Origin of the sequence: Actinosynnema sp. NPDC059335 (assembly GCF_042752395.1) — a bacterium.
Classification (GTDB): domain Bacteria; phylum Actinomycetota; class Actinomycetes; order Mycobacteriales; family Pseudonocardiaceae; genus Actinosynnema.
Genome location: NZ_JBHYXZ010000027.1, coordinates 1 through 16714 on the forward strand (window position 1 = coordinate 1; position 16714 = coordinate 16714).

Consider the following 16714-nt stretch of genomic DNA (forward strand, 5'->3'; position numbering starts at 1 on the left):
CCCGCGCCCCACTTGCGGGCCAGCTGCACGGCGATGGAGCCGACCCCGCCGGCGGGGGCCCCGCCCGCCCCGGCCCGCCCCCCCGCCCGCCCCGGCCCGCCCCCCGTCGCTCGCGACGACCGGGTCCGTGGTCAGCCCGGCCAAGCCGTGCGCCCGGGCGAGGACTTCGGCGGCCCGCCCGTGCTCCCCGACCTCGCGCAGGCGGTCGAACAGGGTGGTGGTCATCGCCCGTGCCACCGGCCCGGGGACGTCCGCGCCGGGGTCGGCCAGGTTCGCGCGGCGCGCCACCGCCACCGCCCGGGAGGTCAACCGCGCCGCGCGCCTTGTGTCCCCCAGCCGTGCCGCGGCCGCCGCGAGCCGCACCAGCAGCACACCGCGGGTCTTCGGGTCGGCCACCGACCGGGCGGCCACCTCGGCCACGTCGACCGGGCGCGCGGCGCGCACGGAATCGCAGACCCGGACGGCCGCGGTCACGACGTCCTCCAGCGCCCCCTGCCGCTCGGCGGCATCCGACTCCTGCCGCGCCGCGGCGGTCGCCTCTTCGAGCAGCGCCCCGGCCGAGTCCGCGTCACCACCGCGCGCCACCACCACCGCCAGCGAGCACAACACCTCGTTCCGGTGTTGGCGCCGCGGGATCGCCCGTGCCGCCGCCTCGGCGCGGACGATCAACTCCGCCGCCCGCGGCGGGTCGGTCGCGGCGGCGGTCGCCACCAGCTCCAGCCCCTCGCGGTAGGGGTCGGGCGTGAACCGGGCCGTGCTCTCCGCCGCGGTGGTGAGCCGGGCCGCCCGGTCCGGGACGCCCAGCTCGAACCACGCCCGCGCCACGGCCACCAGCACCCGACTCCGCTGGTACCGGTCCGGGATGGTCTGCGCCGCCTGCTCGCACAGGGTCAGCAACCGGTCCGCGCCGTCCGCGCCCACGGCGTCGACCAGCGCGGCCGCCGCGGTGCCGCCGCGCAGTGCCGCCTGCTCGGTCAAACCCTCATCGGCCAACGGCCTGAGGTGCTCGACGTACTCGTGCGGGTCGAAACCGGTGAGCACGCGGGTGATCGGCCACCGCAGCGCCGCGGACCGGCGTTCGTCGTCGGCGATGTCCCGGGCCGCGTCCGTGACCTCGATGAACAGCCGGACGGCGAGGTCGAGGTCGCCGCTCGCCCCGGCCTTCCCCAGCACGTCGGCCAACGACCGGGACCGCAGGTCGGGGTCGGAGACGGCGCGGGCCGCCTCGGCGCGCAGGTCCGGCAGGTCCGGTCCGGGGCTGCCCGCGATCCGGACCAGGAGCTTGTCGCGCAGGTCGTCGTCGGGGACGTCCTCGGCGGTGTCGACCGCCTCGCGGAAGAAGCCGGCGAACCACTCGTGGTCGCCGCGCTGCGCGACCAACGCCAGGGCCGTGCTCCGCATCGACGGGTCGGTGATGCGGAGCACCACCTCGCCGACGAGGTCCGGTCGGCCCGCAGCGGCCGCCACCGCGGCCAGCCCCACGTGTGCCAGGTCCCGGTGCGGGCCTGCCGGCAGCGCGCGAGCCGCCTCGACCGCGTGCGGGATCAACTCCGGCGTGCCCTGGCCGGGCCGCGCGAACAGGCCGGCCCGCGCGCTGAAGGTGCTCCACTCGTCGAAGGCTCCCCCGAGCCGGGGGTCCGTCGGGTACGACTCGAGGTTCACCAGGTGCGTCAGCACGGCCTCGACCACGTCCGACCGCTGCCCGGCGTCCTCGACCGCGACGGCGACCTCCACCGCCTCCCGCGCGAACTCGTCCGCCCGAGCGGCACGGCCGGCCCGGGCGGCGTGCACGGCGGTGGCGGCGAGGACCGACCCCAGGGCTTCCGCGCGCAGGGCGGGATCCGCTATCCCGTGGGCGATGCCCTTCGCCACCGCCACCTGACCCGAGCGGGCGGCGCGCACCGCGGTCGCGATCACCCGCGCGTTGCGGCGAAGGGGAGTCGGCAGGGCATTCGCCGCCCTGCGGAAAAGGGTTCCGGCGCGATCGGCCCGGCCGAGCCGGTCGGCGACCTCGGCGATCCTCGTCAACGCCTCGGCTCGTCCGGCGACCTGCCGGATGCTCCGTGCCCAAGCGGTCCACTCGCCGAGCAGCGCGTCCACCTCGGTCCCGGACGGCGTCGCCACCCCGGACGCCACGGCGTCGAGCTTGCGCGCGGGCGAGGCGATCAGGCCGAGCACCGACTCGGCCAACGCGGGCCGGCCGGATCCCTTGGCCGCCCTCGCTATCGAGAGCAGCGCCCTGTCGCGCGCCTGCGCCGGCACGTGCCGGGCGGCGCGGATCGCGGCATCCAGCACGAACGGCTCGACGGGCCGCACGATCGGCAGCGACGGCCCGACCGGGCGCTCCGCCGGGAACACGAGCTCGACCTGCGTTTCGAGCAAGGCGTCGTCCTGGGCGGTGAGGGTGGCCACGAGGCTGAGCGCCCGGCGTCGGCGCACGTCGGGGTCGGCCGGGCCACCGGCGTGGTCCACCGCTTCGTCCAGGAGCCCCACCGCGAACGCTTCGCCGCACACGGTGGCCCCGGTCAGCGCGATCCGCGCGAGCACCGACGAGGAGTCCCGGTGGTCCTGCCGCGCCCGTGCCGCCTCGACGCAGCGCTGGACCAGCCGTACCGCCGGAGCCGTCCCGGCGAACCCGGCCGGGTGGGCCGACACCACCGCGAGGACGTCGAGCAACGCGGTGAGGCGGCGCTCCGGGTCGATGACGGCCTCGGCGTCGTCGGTCGCCCTCGTCACCAGGTCCGCCGCGTCGCCGGTCGACCCGTCCGCCTCGACGGCGTCCCGCAGCTTCGCCAACGAGGCCGCGGCGAGCAGGGCGTTCCGCTCCGCCGGGTCCGGCACGGCGGCGACCAACCCGTCCGCCACCCCCGCGTCGAGTGCCTTCCCGGCGAGGGTCACGCAGGCATCCCGGGACGAGTTGGTCACGCGCGCACCCTCAACGTCGTCCCGGAGCAGGGCGAGCACCCGTGCGACATCGTCGGGCGTGGTGGCCGCCGCGACGAGGGTACGGAAGCCCGCTTCCCACGACGTGCGCGTCGTGACGGTCGCCACGATCGCCGCCGCCTCGGCCACCCGCCCCGCCAGGGCGGTGGCCACGTGCGTCAGTGCCTCGTCCCGCCTCGCCCGGTCCGGGATGGACCGCGCCAGCGTCTCCGCCCTGGCCGGGTGACCCAGGAGCGCCCACATCGCGGGCAGGGTGACCGGGATCGTGGTGTTGCGGGTGGTGAGGCGGTCGCGGTGGAAGGCCAGGCGGGCCAGGGCGGCGAGGTCCGGGGACGGGTGGGCGAGCAGCGCGGCCTGGGCGGCGGTGATCTCGGTCAGCGCGGCGGAGTCGCCGCCCGACACGTCCAGCAGGCGGTCCTGCCGCTCGCGGCTCGTCGCGCAGGCGACCATGCGCGCGGTGTCCTGCTCGGAGGCGAGCACGTTGTGGTAGCCGCGCAGCAGGTACTCCGGGGTCCCGCGGGGCCACCCGCGCGCGGCGTACTGGTCGGCCCACGTGTGCAGGCGTTCCCGGTAGGCGGCCAGTCGGGTGCCGCCCAGCATCTCGCGCGCCCGGACCTCGAGTTCCTCATGGCCCAGGACGTAGGACTCCGGCGACGAGCCGGGGGAGTAGTGGCTGTCGCGCCGGGTGAAGCTGCGGCCCGTCACCGCGCCCAGGTGGTCGGCCACCTGCCAGGTCGACCACCCGGTCAGCTCGGACAGGTCGGCGGCCGTCAGACCGCCGCCGGCCGCGGTGACCAGGCCGAGCAGGTCCTGTTCGGCGACGGACCCGCCCAGGAGGTCCTTCAGTTCCCGCTCCATGTCCGCGCGGACCGCCTGGGCCTTCGGCGACGGCGCGAGCACGCGCACGATCGCGGGGTCGCGCAGCGGGTGGTGATCCGGCACGTCGGTCGGGATCGGCGGGTCGGGTCGCCCGGCGACGACCACGCGCATGCCGGCCGGCAGGGTCGCCGGCAGCAGTTGCGCGATGCTGTGCGCGTCGGAACCCGTGGTCACGCCCCGGTCCTCGTCCAGCCCGTCCACCAGCAGCACGAACCGCTCGCCGCGCTCCCGGCACGCCTCGGCGGCTTCGGCGAGCAGGCCGAGCAGGTGGCTCTCGCGGGTGAACTCGGTCAGGAACGGCGGCTGCGCCTGCCCGAGGATCGTGAGCAGCTGCTCCAGCACGTTGTCGAGGAACGCCAGGCGGTTGTTCTGCCCGGCCCACCGCGCCGTGACGAAGAAGGACACGATCCGGACGCCCGGCGGCGGGTGGAGCACGAACCACGACAGCAGCGCCGACTTGCCCGCCCACGGCCCTGCCCGCCACCAGCGGTAGCCGTCCGCGTCCCCGGAGCAGAACGCGGCCAGCTCGGCCAGCTCCGCGTCCCGGCCGACGAGCGCGGGCGGGGCGATCCGCGCCACCTGGTGCCGGTAGCGGGTGCGCACCGGCACGGCCGTGTGCAGGTTGACGTCACCGATGTGCACACCGCTGTTGCTGTACCGCCGCGCGTCCACCGCGGCGTCGCGCCCCGCCTGCACCACGGTCCCCGACGAGGACGCGTCCGCCGACTGCGCGACACCGTCCGGCCGTTCACCCACCACCACCCGCCCATAATCCAACGCGAACCGCCTCGCGCGACCACGACACGGGATTTCCCGCGCGGCGCCCGCACTACTGCGGCCGGCCGGTCGGCGTGCCCGCGTCGCCGCGCAGCTCCAGCGCGATCTGCGTGGCGTCCACGTTGCGCAGCGCGACGGCCAGGACCTCGGCGTCGAACGTGCCGTCGTCGCGGGCGTCCAGGAGGGCGTCGCGCTGGGCGGAGAGCACCGAGAGGCGGTGCCGCCGCTCCGACTCGCCCTCCTCGCGCGGGATCCGTTCGGCGACGCCCCGCAGCAGCGACAGCACCCGCTTGCGCTCGGCGTCCTGCTCGGGCGCGTCGGCGTCCGCGCGGACCGGGAACAGGACCGCGACCAGCGGTCCGATCGTGCCGCCCTGGGCCAGCAGGGACAGGGTGGCCACGGCGAACGCGACGAAGACCAGCAGCGGCCGGTGCGGCGCGTCCTCCGGCAGCGTCTGGGCGGCGGCCACGGTCACCGCGCCGCGCATGCCCGCCCACACCACCACCGCGCCCTCCCGGACGCCGAGCGGTTGGCGCACCAGGTAGTCGATGTCGGCCAACACCCGGCGAACCCTGGTCGTCAGGCGGTCCAGGTCGCGCCCCGCCCGCGCCGGCAGGTCGCCCGACTGGAGGCGCCGGTGCACGGCCGCGATGCGCGGCTGGAGCGCCTCGCTCCGCCGGGCACGCCGCCGCAACGCCCACAGCAGCGGCGTCACGAAGGCCGCCCGCACCGCCAACGTCACCAGCAGCGCCGCCGCCGCGATGCCGATCGCCGCGCCGAGCCCGGTGTGCTCGCGGTCCACCTCGGCCAGGACGGTGGCCAGCTCCAGGCCCATCATGAGGAACACCAGCCCTTCCAGGACCAGTTCGACGCTCGCCCAGTTCTGCGAGTCCGACAGCCGGTGCCGGGGCGGCAGCCGGCGCGGCGCGCGGATCCCCGTGACCAGCCCCGCCACGACCGCCGCGACGAGGCCGGAGCTGCCGACCAGCTCGGCCGGCACCGAGGCCAGGAAGGGGACGGTGAACGACAGGGTGGTGTTGACCGTCGAGTCGTTCACCCGGCTGCGCACCGCGAGGTTCGCCCAGCCGACCACCGCGCCGACCGCGACGGCCACCACGACCGCGTACGCGAACGTGCCCAGGGCGTCCCAGAACGAGAAGCCCACGGCCGTGGCCACGACCGCGGTGCGCAGCAGCACCAGCGCGGTGGCGTCGTTGAGCAGGGACTCGCCCTCCAGGATGACCACGACCCGGCGCGGCACCCCGGTCTTCTTGATGATCGAGGTCGCGACGGCGTCGGTCGGGCTGATGATCGCGCCGAGCGCCACGCCCCAGACGAACCCGAGCCCGGGGACCAGCCCGACCAGGAGCAGCCCGAGGACCAGCGCGCTCGCCACGACCAGCAGGACGGACAACCCGCTGATGGCCCCGAACTCGCGCCGGAAGTTCATCGCGGGCATCGACACCGCGGCCGCGTACAGCAGCGGGGGCAGGAGCCCCTGCAGGATCCACTCCGGATCGACCCGGAACTCCTCCAGCACCGGGGCCAGGCTCACGCCGATGCCGACCAGGACGAGCACGAGCGGTGCCGCCACCCCGACCTTGGGCGCGAACACCGCCGCGGCGGCGATGACCAACAATGCCAGGACCGCGACCGCCACGTCCGCGATCACCGACACCTCCTCCGCCGTCCGCGCACCGCCGCCCACCGGCCGTCCGCGCACCGCCGGCCACCGGCCGCGAACCAACCCGTCGAACCACCGGCCACCGGTTCTCGGCCACCGGCGTGCACCGGCGATCGCAGCCCACCCGGCCGCCGAGCCCGCGTCCTGCGCCCCGAACACCCCGACCCCCGGGGCCCGGCGGTCGGCGCACCCGCGGCCGGCGTCCCCCGGTCAGTTCCGGCGAGCCGTCATCAGCATGTAGTGCGGTTCCCCGGTCCGGATGCAGTTGGCGAACACCGAGTCCAGCGCCGCGATCGCCTCGTCCCCGTACTCGGCGGCCAGCTCGTCCCGGTGCGCCCGCAGCCGTTCCAGCAGCAGGGGGTAGTGCCGCTCGGTCTGCTCGCTGATGTCGAGGTACTCGGTCAGGTACAGCCCCGCGTCCCGCAGCATCGGCGGGTACTCCTCCAACCGGTGGAACGGCGCGTTCAGCGCGGCCCGCCGGTACTCCTCGATCATCCGCAGCCGCTCGCCGGTGAACGGGGTCCGCTCGTAGAAGTCCGTCAACGCCAACCGCCCACCGGACCGCAGCACCCGGCCGACCTCGCGGAAGACCCGCGGCCGGTCCGGCATGTGCACCAGGGACTCGATGGCCCACGCCGCGTCGAACGACGCGTCCTCGAACGGCAGGTCGCCCGCGTCGGCGACCCGGAACCGCACCTGCCCGTCCAGCCCGGCGGCCCGCGCCCGCGCCGCGGCCTCCTCGACCATCGCGGTGCTGGTCGAGATGCCCACGACCTCCGCGCCGGTCTTGCGGGCCAGCCGCATGGCCGGCGCACCGAGCCCGCACCCGACGTCGAGCACCCGCAGGCCGGCCGTGACGCCCAGCCGCTCGATCATCACGTCGGTCAGGTTGTCCATGGCCTGGTGCAGGGTGCTGGCGTCCTCGCGGGAGTGCCAGTACCCGTAGTGGACGTTGTCCCCGGCCAGCCGGCTGATCAGGGGCAACGCGTTGTCGTAGAACGCGATCACGTCGGTGCTGCTGGGGACGTACTGGGTGGTCATCGGACGCCTTTCCGGTCCGTGCGGCGAACGCGGTCGGTCATGCCGGCTTGTGCCCGGCCACCAGCACGTAGCCGAGCTTGCCGCGGCACACGTCGAACACCGGCTCCAGGCTCTGCTCGAACGCCCGCAGCCGCTCCGGGCCGTACGCCTCGGCGAGGGCTTCGCCGCGCAGGCGGAACAGCGCGGTCATCTCGTCGTAGGTGCGCAGGACCCTCGCGCCCCACTCCTGGCGCTGCTCGACCACGAGGCCGGCGTCCGCCACGAGCCCGCACAACGCCGACGACGTCGGCGGGTCGAGGATCGCGTGCGTGGCAAGGGCTTCCCGGTCGGCGGGCGTCAACACGGCCTCGGCCGTGTACTCGGTGACGGCGAACCGGCCGCCGGGTCGCAGCACCCGGCTCAGCTCCCGCAACCACCGCCCCTTGTCCAGCGCGTTGGGCAGGGAGTCGAACGCGAGCACGGCGTCGAAGGCGGCGTCCGGGAACGGCAGGTCGGCGGCGTCGGCGTGGCGCGCGGTCACCCGGTCGTCCACCCCGGCGGCCGCCGCGCGGCGCGTGGTCTCCCGGGCCTGCCAGGTGCTGTTGGTGACGCCGGTGACCCGCACGCCGAGCCGGCCCGCGATCCGGATCGCGGGCTCGCCCACGCCGCAGCCCAGGTCGAGCAGGTGTTGGCCGGGCGTGAGCGCCAGCGCCTCGGCGACGAGGTCGGTCGTGCGCTCCAGGGCCTCGGCGAACGGGGTCGGGTCGTCGTCGGAGGTCCAGTAACCGAGGTGGACGTTGCCGTGGTAGATGTCGACCAGGTCGCTCATCTCGTCGTAGATCTCGCCGATCTCGTCGGCCTGCTGCCTGACCGGGCTGGACACCGACCCAACCCCTTTCGGTTCACGACGGGTGGTCCTCGCACCACATTGAACTACAACATCATGTATCTCCCCGGTGCCGGCGGCGCTTGTAGCCGGACGGGTGAACGCGTTCCGTGCCGTCCACTCTTCGTGTCCATGGTGGACATCCGGGCTCGTCAGGCGCTTTGAGGTGCAAGCGACTTCGATCGGTCCCTCGGGCGGGTGAAATCGCCGTCCGGCCCGGTCGAGCGGGCCGCGGACCGGGTCCGGATCAGTTGAGAAACTGATAGCTTGTGGGGGTTCGTGTGACCCACAGCCCCCACTGGGAGCCCGGCATGACCGACACCAGCGCGTTGGGCGCGGAAGTCGCGCAGATGTACGAACGGACCACCGCTCTCGTCGAGCTGATCTGGGGTCCGAACCTGCACTTCGGCTACTGGACCGGCCCGCACGACGCGAGCGGGAAGGCCGAGGCGCAGGACCGGCTGACCGACCTGATGACCGAGCGCGTCCCGCTCGTCCCGGGGCAGCGCCTGCTGGACGTGGGGTGCGGGGTCGGCCACCCGGCGCTGCGGTTCGCCCGGCGGACGGGCGCGGACGTCGTCGGCGTGACGATCGCGCCCAACCAGGTGGCCGCCGCCACCGCCGCCGCCCGTGCCGAGGGGCTGGCCGACCGCGTCGCCTTCGACCTGGCCGACGCCGCCGCCCTGCCGTTCCCGGACCGCGGCTTCGACGGCGCGTGGGCGCTGGAGAGCATGCCGCACATGGAGGACCGCGCGGCGGTGCTGCGCGAAGTGGCCCGCGTGCTGCGGCCGGGCTCCCGGCTGGCGATGACCGACGTGGCCCAGTGCGGGCCGCTGGAGGAGCGGCAGCACCGGGACCTGCGCGAGCGGATGCTGATCACCGCGCTGCCGCGGCCGGAGCTGCTGGGGTTGGTCGAGGCGGCCGGCTTCGAGGTCGAGGAGGTCCTGGACATCACCCGCAGCACCCTGCGCACCACGGACCTGACCAGGCAGGCGCTGGAGGGCGACCGGGACGGGTTGTCGCTGCGGTACGGCGCGGAGACGGTCGAGCACCTGTTGCGCGTCCTGGACGTCTACGACGAGGCCGTGACGACGGGGATGGAGTACCTCCTGATCACCGCGCACCTGCCGGCGGCGGGGGCACGGGCGTGAGCGGGGGCCTGCGCGAGATGTCCGACCCGGAGTGGCGGGCGTTCGTCGGCCACGGGACGCGCACCGGCAAGCTGGCCACCGTCCGCGCCGACGGCAGGCCCCACGTCGTGCCGGTCTCGTTCGTGGTGCAGGGCTCCGAGGTGCTGTTCTTCACGGGGCCGGACACGGTCAAGGGCCGGGCGTTGCGGCACGAGCCGCGCTTCGCCCTGTGCGTGGACGACGAGCGCCCGCCGTTCGCGTTCGTCCTGCTCGAAGGCGAGGCGCAGGTCGACCGGACGAGCGAGCAGGTCCGCACCTGGGCCGCGCGCATCGCGACGCGCTACCTCGGTGCCGAGCACGCCGACGCGATCGCCCGGCGCACCGAGGAACTGGGCGAGGTGCTGGTGCGCGGCCGCATCACCAAGGTCGTCGCCCGCACCGGCTCACCACCCGGCACCTCACCCGGCTCCCCGCCCGACACTGCGACCGGGACGCCACCCGGCTCTCCGCCCGGCGCGGCGACCGGCACGCGACCCGGCCCTCAGCCCGACGCGGCGACCGGCACGCGACCCGGCCCTCAGCCCGACACGGCGACCGACGCGCGACCCGGTTCACAGCCCGGCGCGCCGGCCGTCGCTCCACCTGGCGCACTGTCCGGCACTGCGACCGGCGCGGGATCCGGCTCTCCGCCCGGCGCGCTGTCCGGCACCGCGGCCGGGACGTCGCCCGGCGCGGCGCACGGCTCAACGCCCGGCGTGCTGCCCGGAACGTCGCTCGGCGCGGCGACCGGCGTGCGACCCGGCGGGCCGATCGGCTCATCGGCCGGTGCGGTGGAGAGCGGCTTCGACGTCCCCGACGAGCCGGGGCGGACGAGCCACGCGGCCGGCCGGGGTGGCGGGCTGGAGGGGTTGCGGCAGCAGGGGGTGGTCGAGGACCGCACGGACGCGGGCCGCGACCGGTCGGTGTCCGCGGCGGACCAGCCGGTGTGACGTGATCGCCACCCGCCGCCCCGGCGCGAGGGGCGCACGAGACGTCCGGTCCCCGGTGCGGCGGAGGCCGAACCGCGGCCGTGCCGCCCACGGGGGCCGGGTGCCCGGTCGGCGTCGCGGAGTCGCGCGGCGGCCGGCGATGGTGTCGAGTGAAGGAGACAACTGATGACCAGCGATCTCAAGCAACGCAAGTACGACAAGGCGTTCGAGCGGTACGACACCGACCACAACGGTCGGATCGACCAGAGCGACATCGACGCGATGGTCGAGAAGTGGTGCCAGGCGCTCGGCGCGACGCCGGGTTCGGCCGAGGCGAGCAGGCTCAGCAAGCTCGCCTCCGACATGTGGACGCAGATCCGGCAGCACACCGACCTGGACACCGACCTGGCGATCAGCAAGGACGAGTGGGCCTCGGCCGCCCAGGACCCGAGGTTCGTGGACGACGTCGCCGTGCCGTTCGCGCTGGCGGCCTTCGACGCGGCCGACTCGGACGGCGACGGCCGGATCAGCCGGGAGGAGATGGCCAAGGCGCAGACCGAGGCCGGCATGTCGGATGGCGAGTCGCGGGAGGCGTTCGACAGGCTGGACGTCGACCACGACGGCTACGTGAGCCGGGAGGAGTTCTCCAAGGCGGTGCGGGAGTTCTACCTCAGCGACGACCCGAACGCCAAGGGCAACCAGCTGGCGGGCACCCTGTGATTCGCGGTGGGGTGCCGGTGCCCCGGTCCACCGGGCCGGGACGCGCACGACGATCACCCTCGACGTCCTGACCGGAGTGCGACCGGGGACGATCGCGCTGCCGCGGGGCGACGCGCCGGGTGACACGCCACTTCGACCACGACCCGGCCGAGGTCCGCTACCGCGCCACCGCCGAGCGCCCGTCCGGGGCGCGCGTCACGCCGACGCGGTGGCGGCCCTCGGCTGGGACGACGCCCGACCGGGCGCAATGGCATGGCCGCGCTGCCGCGGCAAGCCGACTCGGCAATCGGCGGGCCGCGCCGCGCGGTAACCGGCGGGCCGCGCCGCGCAAGACCGGCCTCCCCGTGACGTCCACGATCAGATCAGCTGGAACTCGTAGATGGACGAGTCGATGTGGACCATGCCGTACGCGTCCGCGGCGTCGGCGATGGCCGGGGTCCACCCGATCAGCGCGCCGGGGATCTCGATCCGGTTCGAGCGGTGCTTGCGCACGGCGAAGCCCATCCGCCCGGCGAGCGCGACGATCGACTTCGGGTCGCCCATCGTGTCGCTGGTGTTCATGTAGACGCGCGCGCCGTCCGCGAGGTGCGGCTTCACCTCGTGAAAGAACCGCTGGTGCAGCGCGTAGCCCGGGTCGAACACCGAGCGCTCGATCGGCCGGTCGTAGGTCCGGTTCTCCCGCGCCCGCACGAGGGGCGGGTTGGAGACGACCAGGTCGAACACGTCCGCCGGACCGAGGTCGCCGAACAGGTCGCTCGTCCGGGCCTCGACCGCGCCCGCGACGTCGTGCGCCTTGGCGTTCAGCTCGGTGTTGGCCACGGCCGCCGGGTTGATGTCGGCGGCGACGACGCGCGCGCACCCGCTCCGGGCGGCCACCACGCTCGTCACGCCCGCGCCGCACCCGATTTCCAGGAAACGCGTCCCGGGACCGAACGGCAAAGCGGAGGTGAACGACTCGGTCGCGGGATCCGGCGGCCACACCTCGGGCAGCACGGTCCAGTCCAATCCCATGAGCTGTTTCGTGCCGCCCACCTTGAGGAGGTCGTCGGCCTGGGCGACCAACCAGTCGCCCACATCTTCGGCGAACGTTCTGTCCACGGTTGTCCCCCAACGGGTTCGGAAGTGTCGCCGGAGCGATTCGGCGAGAGTCGGCCGGCGGGGCCCGGGCGCGCCGAATCGCGCGAAGAAGCCCGCATTGCCCCCTTCGGTTCCGACGCATGCTAGACCTTGCCCAGAGGGCCGACAAGGGTGCATTCGACCGACACGTCTTCGGTTAACGTGAACGAGAGGTGAAGCCGGCTTGAGGTGTCGCCGGCGCGCCCGTCCGTGAATCCCGGCGAAATGAGACGGTGCTCGTCCCGTTGCGGGACCACGTAGTCACCGCCACTTCCTGTGGCACCGCGCGGCGGTCGTGCGGCACGGGCATTGACCGCCTCTTAACTTCGCCCAAAATCCCGGTCAAATCCGCTGTAAAAGCCCGTCGCGCACGGTCGTGAGCGAGTCTCGGGAACGCTCCCGCAACCGCCTTCACGCCGGTCCTGAGGTGACGGTGCGTGTCCGGGTCTCCGGCTCGGGTGTCATCGTCGCAGGTCAGAGCCCCTGTCAGGCAGTCGGATCGCAGGTCGGCCGCGCTCGTTCCCGCAGGCCGTGATCGTCCGGGCCCGCGGCCGGCACCCGCCCGAATGTGAGACTTTTCCGGATTTTCACCGGTGCGAGGAATGTGGCGCCGGTGCCGGTGTTTGGCCAGTCCAGACGGGTCGGCCTAACGCAGATCAAGATCAACTTGTCGCCCCTGTCGGCAATGTGGCGTGGCGAGAACCAAGATCAACAGCGCCGATCGACCCCGCCGGCCTCCTTCACGGCATGACTTCTCGGTCGGTCCGGTGAATGTCCCGCACGCACAGGCCGCAATCGTGCGACTACCTGCGGTAGCTTCGGTGAAACCTTTACGTGCCTGCGGCGTTCTGTGTATTCTCCCTGGCACGGAACGTACGAATCGGACGTAGCGTGCAAACGGCGTAGTGAAAGCCTCCCAACGGGCGAGAGGTCCGGGAAGGGGTTGATCTCGCATGGTTCGGGCAGGCTGCGTCCGCATATTTCGGATTGGGTGGGTCCGAAGGACGGTGTAATCGGGCGCGAAGCACGCGTCGGCGTCTTGTCAGCCATTGGCATCACGTCGATGGGCGGCGCGCGCGAAAAAAGAATGTACGTGCGGGGACGTTCGGGGGCGCCCGGGCGCACCCTTCCTTCATTACAGGGGTAGTTGGGGAATGGCGACAGTAGGGGTCATCGGGGCGGGCGTGATGGGCAAGGACGTGGCCATCACGTGCGCCGCCAACGGGTACGACGTGGTGCTGTCCGATCACGATCCCGACGTGCTGGCCGCGGCGCCCCGGGACGTCCGCCGGCTCGTCCGCGAGTTCCGGATGATGTCCCCGGCCACGGCCTCCTGGAAGACCGACGACGTCCTCGGCCGCATCCGCTTCACCGCCGACCTCGCCGACCTGGCCCGGGTGGACTGGGTCGTCGAGAACATCGTCGAGGACCTGGCCGCGAAGGAGCGGCTGTACCTGCGCCTGCGCGACGTCTGCGGCCCGGACGTCAAGATCGCCGCGAACACGAGCTGCATCTCCATCACCAAGCTCGCCGCCGCCACCGCCCACCCCGACAACGTCGTCGGCATCCACTTCATGAACCCGGTGCCGCTGCTGGAGTGCGCGGAGGTCGTGCGCGGCTTCCACACCTCCGACGACACGATCAAGCAAGCCGAGGAGTTCGTCGGGTCGCTCGGCAAGCGCGCCGTCGTGGTCAACGACATGCCCGGCTTCGTCTCCAACCGGCTGTCACACCTGTTCATGAACGAGGCGGCGTTCCTGGTGCACGACGGCGTCGCCGAGCCCGAGCAGGTGGACGCCATCTTCAAGCTCGGCTACGGGCACAAGATGGGTCCGCTGGAGACCGCCGACCTGATCGGCCTCGACACCGTCGTCAACTCCCTGAACGTGCTCTACGAGGAGTTCCAGGACAGCAAGTTCCGGTGCTGCCCGACGCTCAAGAAGATGGTCGCCGCCGGCCTGCTCGGCCGCAAGAGCGGCCAGGGGTTCTACACGTACTCGAAGCACTGACCCGCGCGGACGCCGGGGCAGTGATCATGTTGGGGGACGTCGAAACATGAAGATGGTCAAGTGCGTCGTGTGGGACCTCGACGACACGCTGTGGCACGGCACCCTCTCCGCGGGCGACGACCTCGTCCTGCGCGACGGGGTGGTGGACCTGGTCAAGGCGCTGGACGCCCGCGGCATCCTCCAGTCGGTCGCCAGCAAGAACAACCACGACGACGCGATGCGCAAGCTGGAGGAGCTGGGCCTCGCCGAGTACTTCCTGTACCCGCAGATCAACTGGAACAGCAAGTCCAGCTCCGTCGCCGCGATCCGCGAGAAGCTCAACATCGGCATCGACACGATCCTGTTCGTGGACGACCAGCCGTTCGAGCGCGACGAGGTCGCCTTCGCCCACCCCGAGGTTGAGACGGTCGACTCCGCCGAGCTGGGCGGCCTGCTGTCGATGCCCCGGCTGAGCCCCAAGGTCGTGACCGCGGACGCGAGCCGCCGCCGCCTCATGTACCTGGAGGACCAGGCGCGCAACGAGGCCGAGCTGGACTACCAGGGCGCGGCGGACGAGTTCCTGGGCAGCCTCGGCATGATCTTCTCGATCTCCCGCGCCAAGGACGACGACCTGCTGCGCCTGGAGGAGCTGACCGAGCGCACCAACCAGCTCAACTCGACCGGCATCCAGTACTCGTACGAGCAGTTGGACGAGCTGATGCGCAGCCCGGACCACGACCTGTGGGTGTGCGAGCTGACCGACCGCTACGGCTCGTACGGCAAGATCGGCATGGCCCTGGTGGAGAAGCAGGACGACCGCTGGACGATCAACCTCCTGCTGATGTCCTGCCGAACGGTGTCCAAGGGCGTGGGCACGGTCCTGCTGTCGTTCCTGCTGAAGCGCGCCGCCGAGCACGGCAAGCGCCTGTTCGCCCGCTTCCGCCGCACGGACCGCAACCGCCAGATGCTGCTGACCTACCAGCTCGCCAACTTCCGCGTGGTGTGGCAGGAGGGCAGCGACTACCTGTACGAGCACGACCTCGCGGTCCGCCAGGAATACCCCGAGTACATCAAGGTCGAGATCGATGCATGACGAGGCGGTGGTGAACATGGCAGACGTCACGGTGGCGGACGCCGCGACCCGGATCCGGGCCTACCTGCGGGACAACATGACCGCGTTCAAGGACGTCGAGCTGGACGACGAGGACAACATCTTCGAGCGGGGCTTCTTCACGTCGCTGTTCGCCATGCAGCTCCTGCACTACGTCGAGTCCACGTTCGACGTCGAGGTGCCGGACGACTACATCGTGCTGCGGAACTTCAGCTCGGTCCGCCGCCTCGCGGACATGGTCGGCGAACTGAAGAGCGCGTCGGGTGAGTGACGCGGACCGGTCCGACGTCATCGCCAGAGCCCGGTCCTTCGCCGAGACCGAGCTGGCGCCGCGGGCCGCGGAGTTCGACCGCGACGAGCGGCTGCCGCGCGACGTCGTGCGCAGGATGGCGGAGGAGGGGTTCCTCGGCGCGTCGGTCCCCGAGAAGTGGGGCGGCCTCGGCCTGGACCCGTTGGCGTACGGCGAGCTGACCGAGGTGATCGGCAAGGCGTGCGCCTCCACGCGGGCGCTGCTGACCGTCCACACCTCGATCGTGGCCGGGACGCTGCTGGAACTGGGGTCCAAGCGGCTCAAGGAGAAGTACCTGCCGGCCCTGGCGCGCGGCGAGAGGATCGGCTGCTTCGCGCTGTCCGAGGAGAACGCGGGCTCCGACGCCGCCGCGGTCGCCACGACCTACACCAGGAAGGGCGACACGTTCGTCCTCAACGGACGGAAGAAGTGGATCTCCTTCGCCGGGATCGCCGACCTGTTCCTGGTGATCGCCTCCGACGACGGCGTCACGAGCGCGTTCGTCGTGGACCGCGACACGCCCGGCGTGGAAACCCGCCCCATGTCGGGGTTCCTGGGCAACCGCGCCACGCACATCGCGGAGGTCGCCTTCGCCGACGTCGAGGTGCCGGCGGAGAACCTGGTCGCGGGCATCGGCGCGGGCTTCGGCTTCGTGGTGAACACGGCCCTGCTGCACGGCCGGTACAGCATCGCGTGGGCCGGCGTCGCGCTGGCGCAGGCGGCGCTGGAGGAGATGTGCTCCTACGCGACGCAACGCGAGCAGTTCGGCGTCAAGATCGGCACGCAGCAGCTCGTGCAGAAGATGGTCGCGGACGCGGTCACGAACGTCGCCGCCGCGCGCGAGCTGTGCCGCCGCGCCGGCGGGTTCCTGGCCCGGCGCAGCGCCGACGCGGCCATGGAGACCAACGTCGCCAAGTACTTCTCGTCCACGATCGCGCAACGCGCGACGGCGGACGCGGTCCAGGTGCTCGGCGGGAACGGGTGCTGGTCGGGCTACCCGGCGGAACGCCTGTTCCGGGAGGCGAAGATCCTCGAGGTCATCGAGGGCACGTCGCAGTTGCAGCAGATCATGATCGCCGACTTCGGCTACAAGAAGTTCGCCAGGAAGAACTAGGCCCATGAACCTTGTCAGATCCCGCGCGTCGCGAGCACCCCGGAGGCCGTCATGGCAAGCACCCCGCGTGGCCGGGTGGTGAGGCGGCG

At 72.9% G+C, this 16714-nt stretch carries 12 protein-coding genes; 7 read left to right on the top strand and 5 right to left on the bottom strand.

The window, feature by feature from the left end; translation table 11 throughout:
• The 4 genes from ACFXGA_RS11455 to ACFXGA_RS11470 form a co-directional block, all read right to left on the bottom strand.
• On the bottom strand, window positions 1-4584 hold a 4584-nt coding region (locus tag ACFXGA_RS11455; RefSeq protein ID WP_378086718.1), incomplete at its 3' end, for a hypothetical protein.
• Between the two features lie 67 nt (window positions 4585-4651).
• Window positions 4652-6271 (bottom strand): cation:proton antiporter, encoded by a 1620-nt coding sequence (locus ACFXGA_RS11460; protein WP_378086720.1) that lies wholly within the window; start codon window positions 6269-6271, stop codon window positions 4652-4654.
• 222 nt (window positions 6272-6493) lie between these two features.
• Window positions 6494-7324 (bottom strand): SAM-dependent methyltransferase, encoded by an 831-nt coding sequence (locus ACFXGA_RS11465; RefSeq protein WP_378086722.1) that lies wholly within the window; start codon window positions 7322-7324, stop codon window positions 6494-6496.
• Window positions 7325-7361: 37 nt separating this feature from the next.
• The gene (locus ACFXGA_RS11470; protein WP_378086724.1) at window positions 7362-8186 is read right to left on the bottom strand and encodes a methyltransferase domain-containing protein; all 825 of its coding nucleotides are present in this window, start codon (window positions 8184-8186) and stop codon (window positions 7362-7364) included.
• Between the two features lie 314 nt (window positions 8187-8500).
• Between ACFXGA_RS11470 and ACFXGA_RS11475 the strand changes: the two genes are divergently transcribed.
• From ACFXGA_RS11475 to ACFXGA_RS11485, 3 genes are all read left to right on the top strand, one after another.
• Window positions 8501-9340, top strand: coding sequence for an SAM-dependent methyltransferase (locus ACFXGA_RS11475; RefSeq protein ID WP_378086726.1), 840 nt, complete (start codon window positions 8501-8503; stop codon window positions 9338-9340).
• Window positions 9337-10308, top strand: coding sequence for a TIGR03618 family F420-dependent PPOX class oxidoreductase (locus ACFXGA_RS11480; protein WP_378086728.1), 972 nt, complete (start codon window positions 9337-9339; stop codon window positions 10306-10308). Before ACFXGA_RS11475 ends, ACFXGA_RS11480 begins: the two co-directional genes overlap by 4 nt.
• Before the next feature lie 165 nt (window positions 10309-10473).
• A complete protein-coding gene (locus tag ACFXGA_RS11485) occupies window positions 10474-11007 on the top strand; it encodes an EF-hand domain-containing protein (protein ID WP_378086730.1) in 534 nt (177 codons plus the stop codon).
• Window positions 11008-11364: 357 nt separating this feature from the next.
• On the opposite strand, the gene ACFXGA_RS11490 is transcribed toward ACFXGA_RS11485, so the two are convergent.
• On the bottom strand, window positions 11365-12105 hold the full coding sequence (locus ACFXGA_RS11490) for a methyltransferase (RefSeq protein ID WP_378086732.1): 741 nt from the start codon (window positions 12103-12105) through the stop codon (window positions 11365-11367).
• A gap of 1172 nt (window positions 12106-13277) precedes the next feature.
• Here ACFXGA_RS11490 and ACFXGA_RS11495 point away from each other — a divergent pair.
• From ACFXGA_RS11495 to ACFXGA_RS11510, 4 genes are read left to right on the top strand one after another with little or no spacing between them, the layout of a single operon-like run.
• Complete coding sequence (locus tag ACFXGA_RS11495; RefSeq protein WP_378086733.1) at window positions 13278-14132, top strand: 3-hydroxyacyl-CoA dehydrogenase family protein; 855 nt, start codon at window positions 13278-13280, stop codon at window positions 14130-14132.
• Window positions 14133-14178: 46 nt separating this feature from the next.
• Window positions 14179-15204, top strand: a complete 1026-nt coding sequence (locus tag ACFXGA_RS11500) for an HAD-IIIC family phosphatase (protein WP_378086735.1) — start codon at window positions 14179-14181, stop codon at window positions 15202-15204.
• On the top strand, window positions 15197-15493 hold the full coding sequence (locus ACFXGA_RS11505) for a phosphopantetheine-binding protein (protein WP_378086737.1): 297 nt from the start codon (window positions 15197-15199) through the stop codon (window positions 15491-15493). The genes ACFXGA_RS11500 and ACFXGA_RS11505 overlap by 8 nt, the downstream gene beginning before the upstream one ends.
• Window positions 15486-16625 (top strand): acyl-CoA dehydrogenase family protein, encoded by a 1140-nt coding sequence (locus ACFXGA_RS11510; protein ID WP_378086739.1) that lies wholly within the window; start codon window positions 15486-15488, stop codon window positions 16623-16625. The genes ACFXGA_RS11505 and ACFXGA_RS11510 overlap by 8 nt, the downstream gene beginning before the upstream one ends.
• The last annotated feature ends 89 nt before the right edge of the window (window positions 16626-16714 follow it).

Bases quoted from the DNA above. Each gene is read 5' to 3' on its own strand.
- ACFXGA_RS11465 (WP_378086722.1), bottom strand. From the start codon at position 7,324: ATGACCACCCAGTACGTCCCCAGCAGCACCGACGTGATCGCGTTCTAC.
- ACFXGA_RS11475 (WP_378086726.1), top strand. From the start codon at position 8,501: ATGACCGACACCAGCGCGTTGGGCGCGGAAGTCGCGCAGATGTACGAA.
- ACFXGA_RS11485 (WP_378086730.1), top strand. From the start codon at position 10,474: ATGACCAGCGATCTCAAGCAACGCAAGTACGACAAGGCGTTCGAGCGG.
- ACFXGA_RS11495 (WP_378086733.1), top strand. From the start codon at position 13,278: ATGGCGACAGTAGGGGTCATCGGGGCGGGCGTGATGGGCAAGGACGTG.
- ACFXGA_RS11500 (WP_378086735.1), top strand. From the start codon at position 14,179: ATGAAGATGGTCAAGTGCGTCGTGTGGGACCTCGACGACACGCTGTGG.
- ACFXGA_RS11505 (WP_378086737.1), top strand. From the start codon at position 15,197: ATGCATGACGAGGCGGTGGTGAACATGGCAGACGTCACGGTGGCGGAC.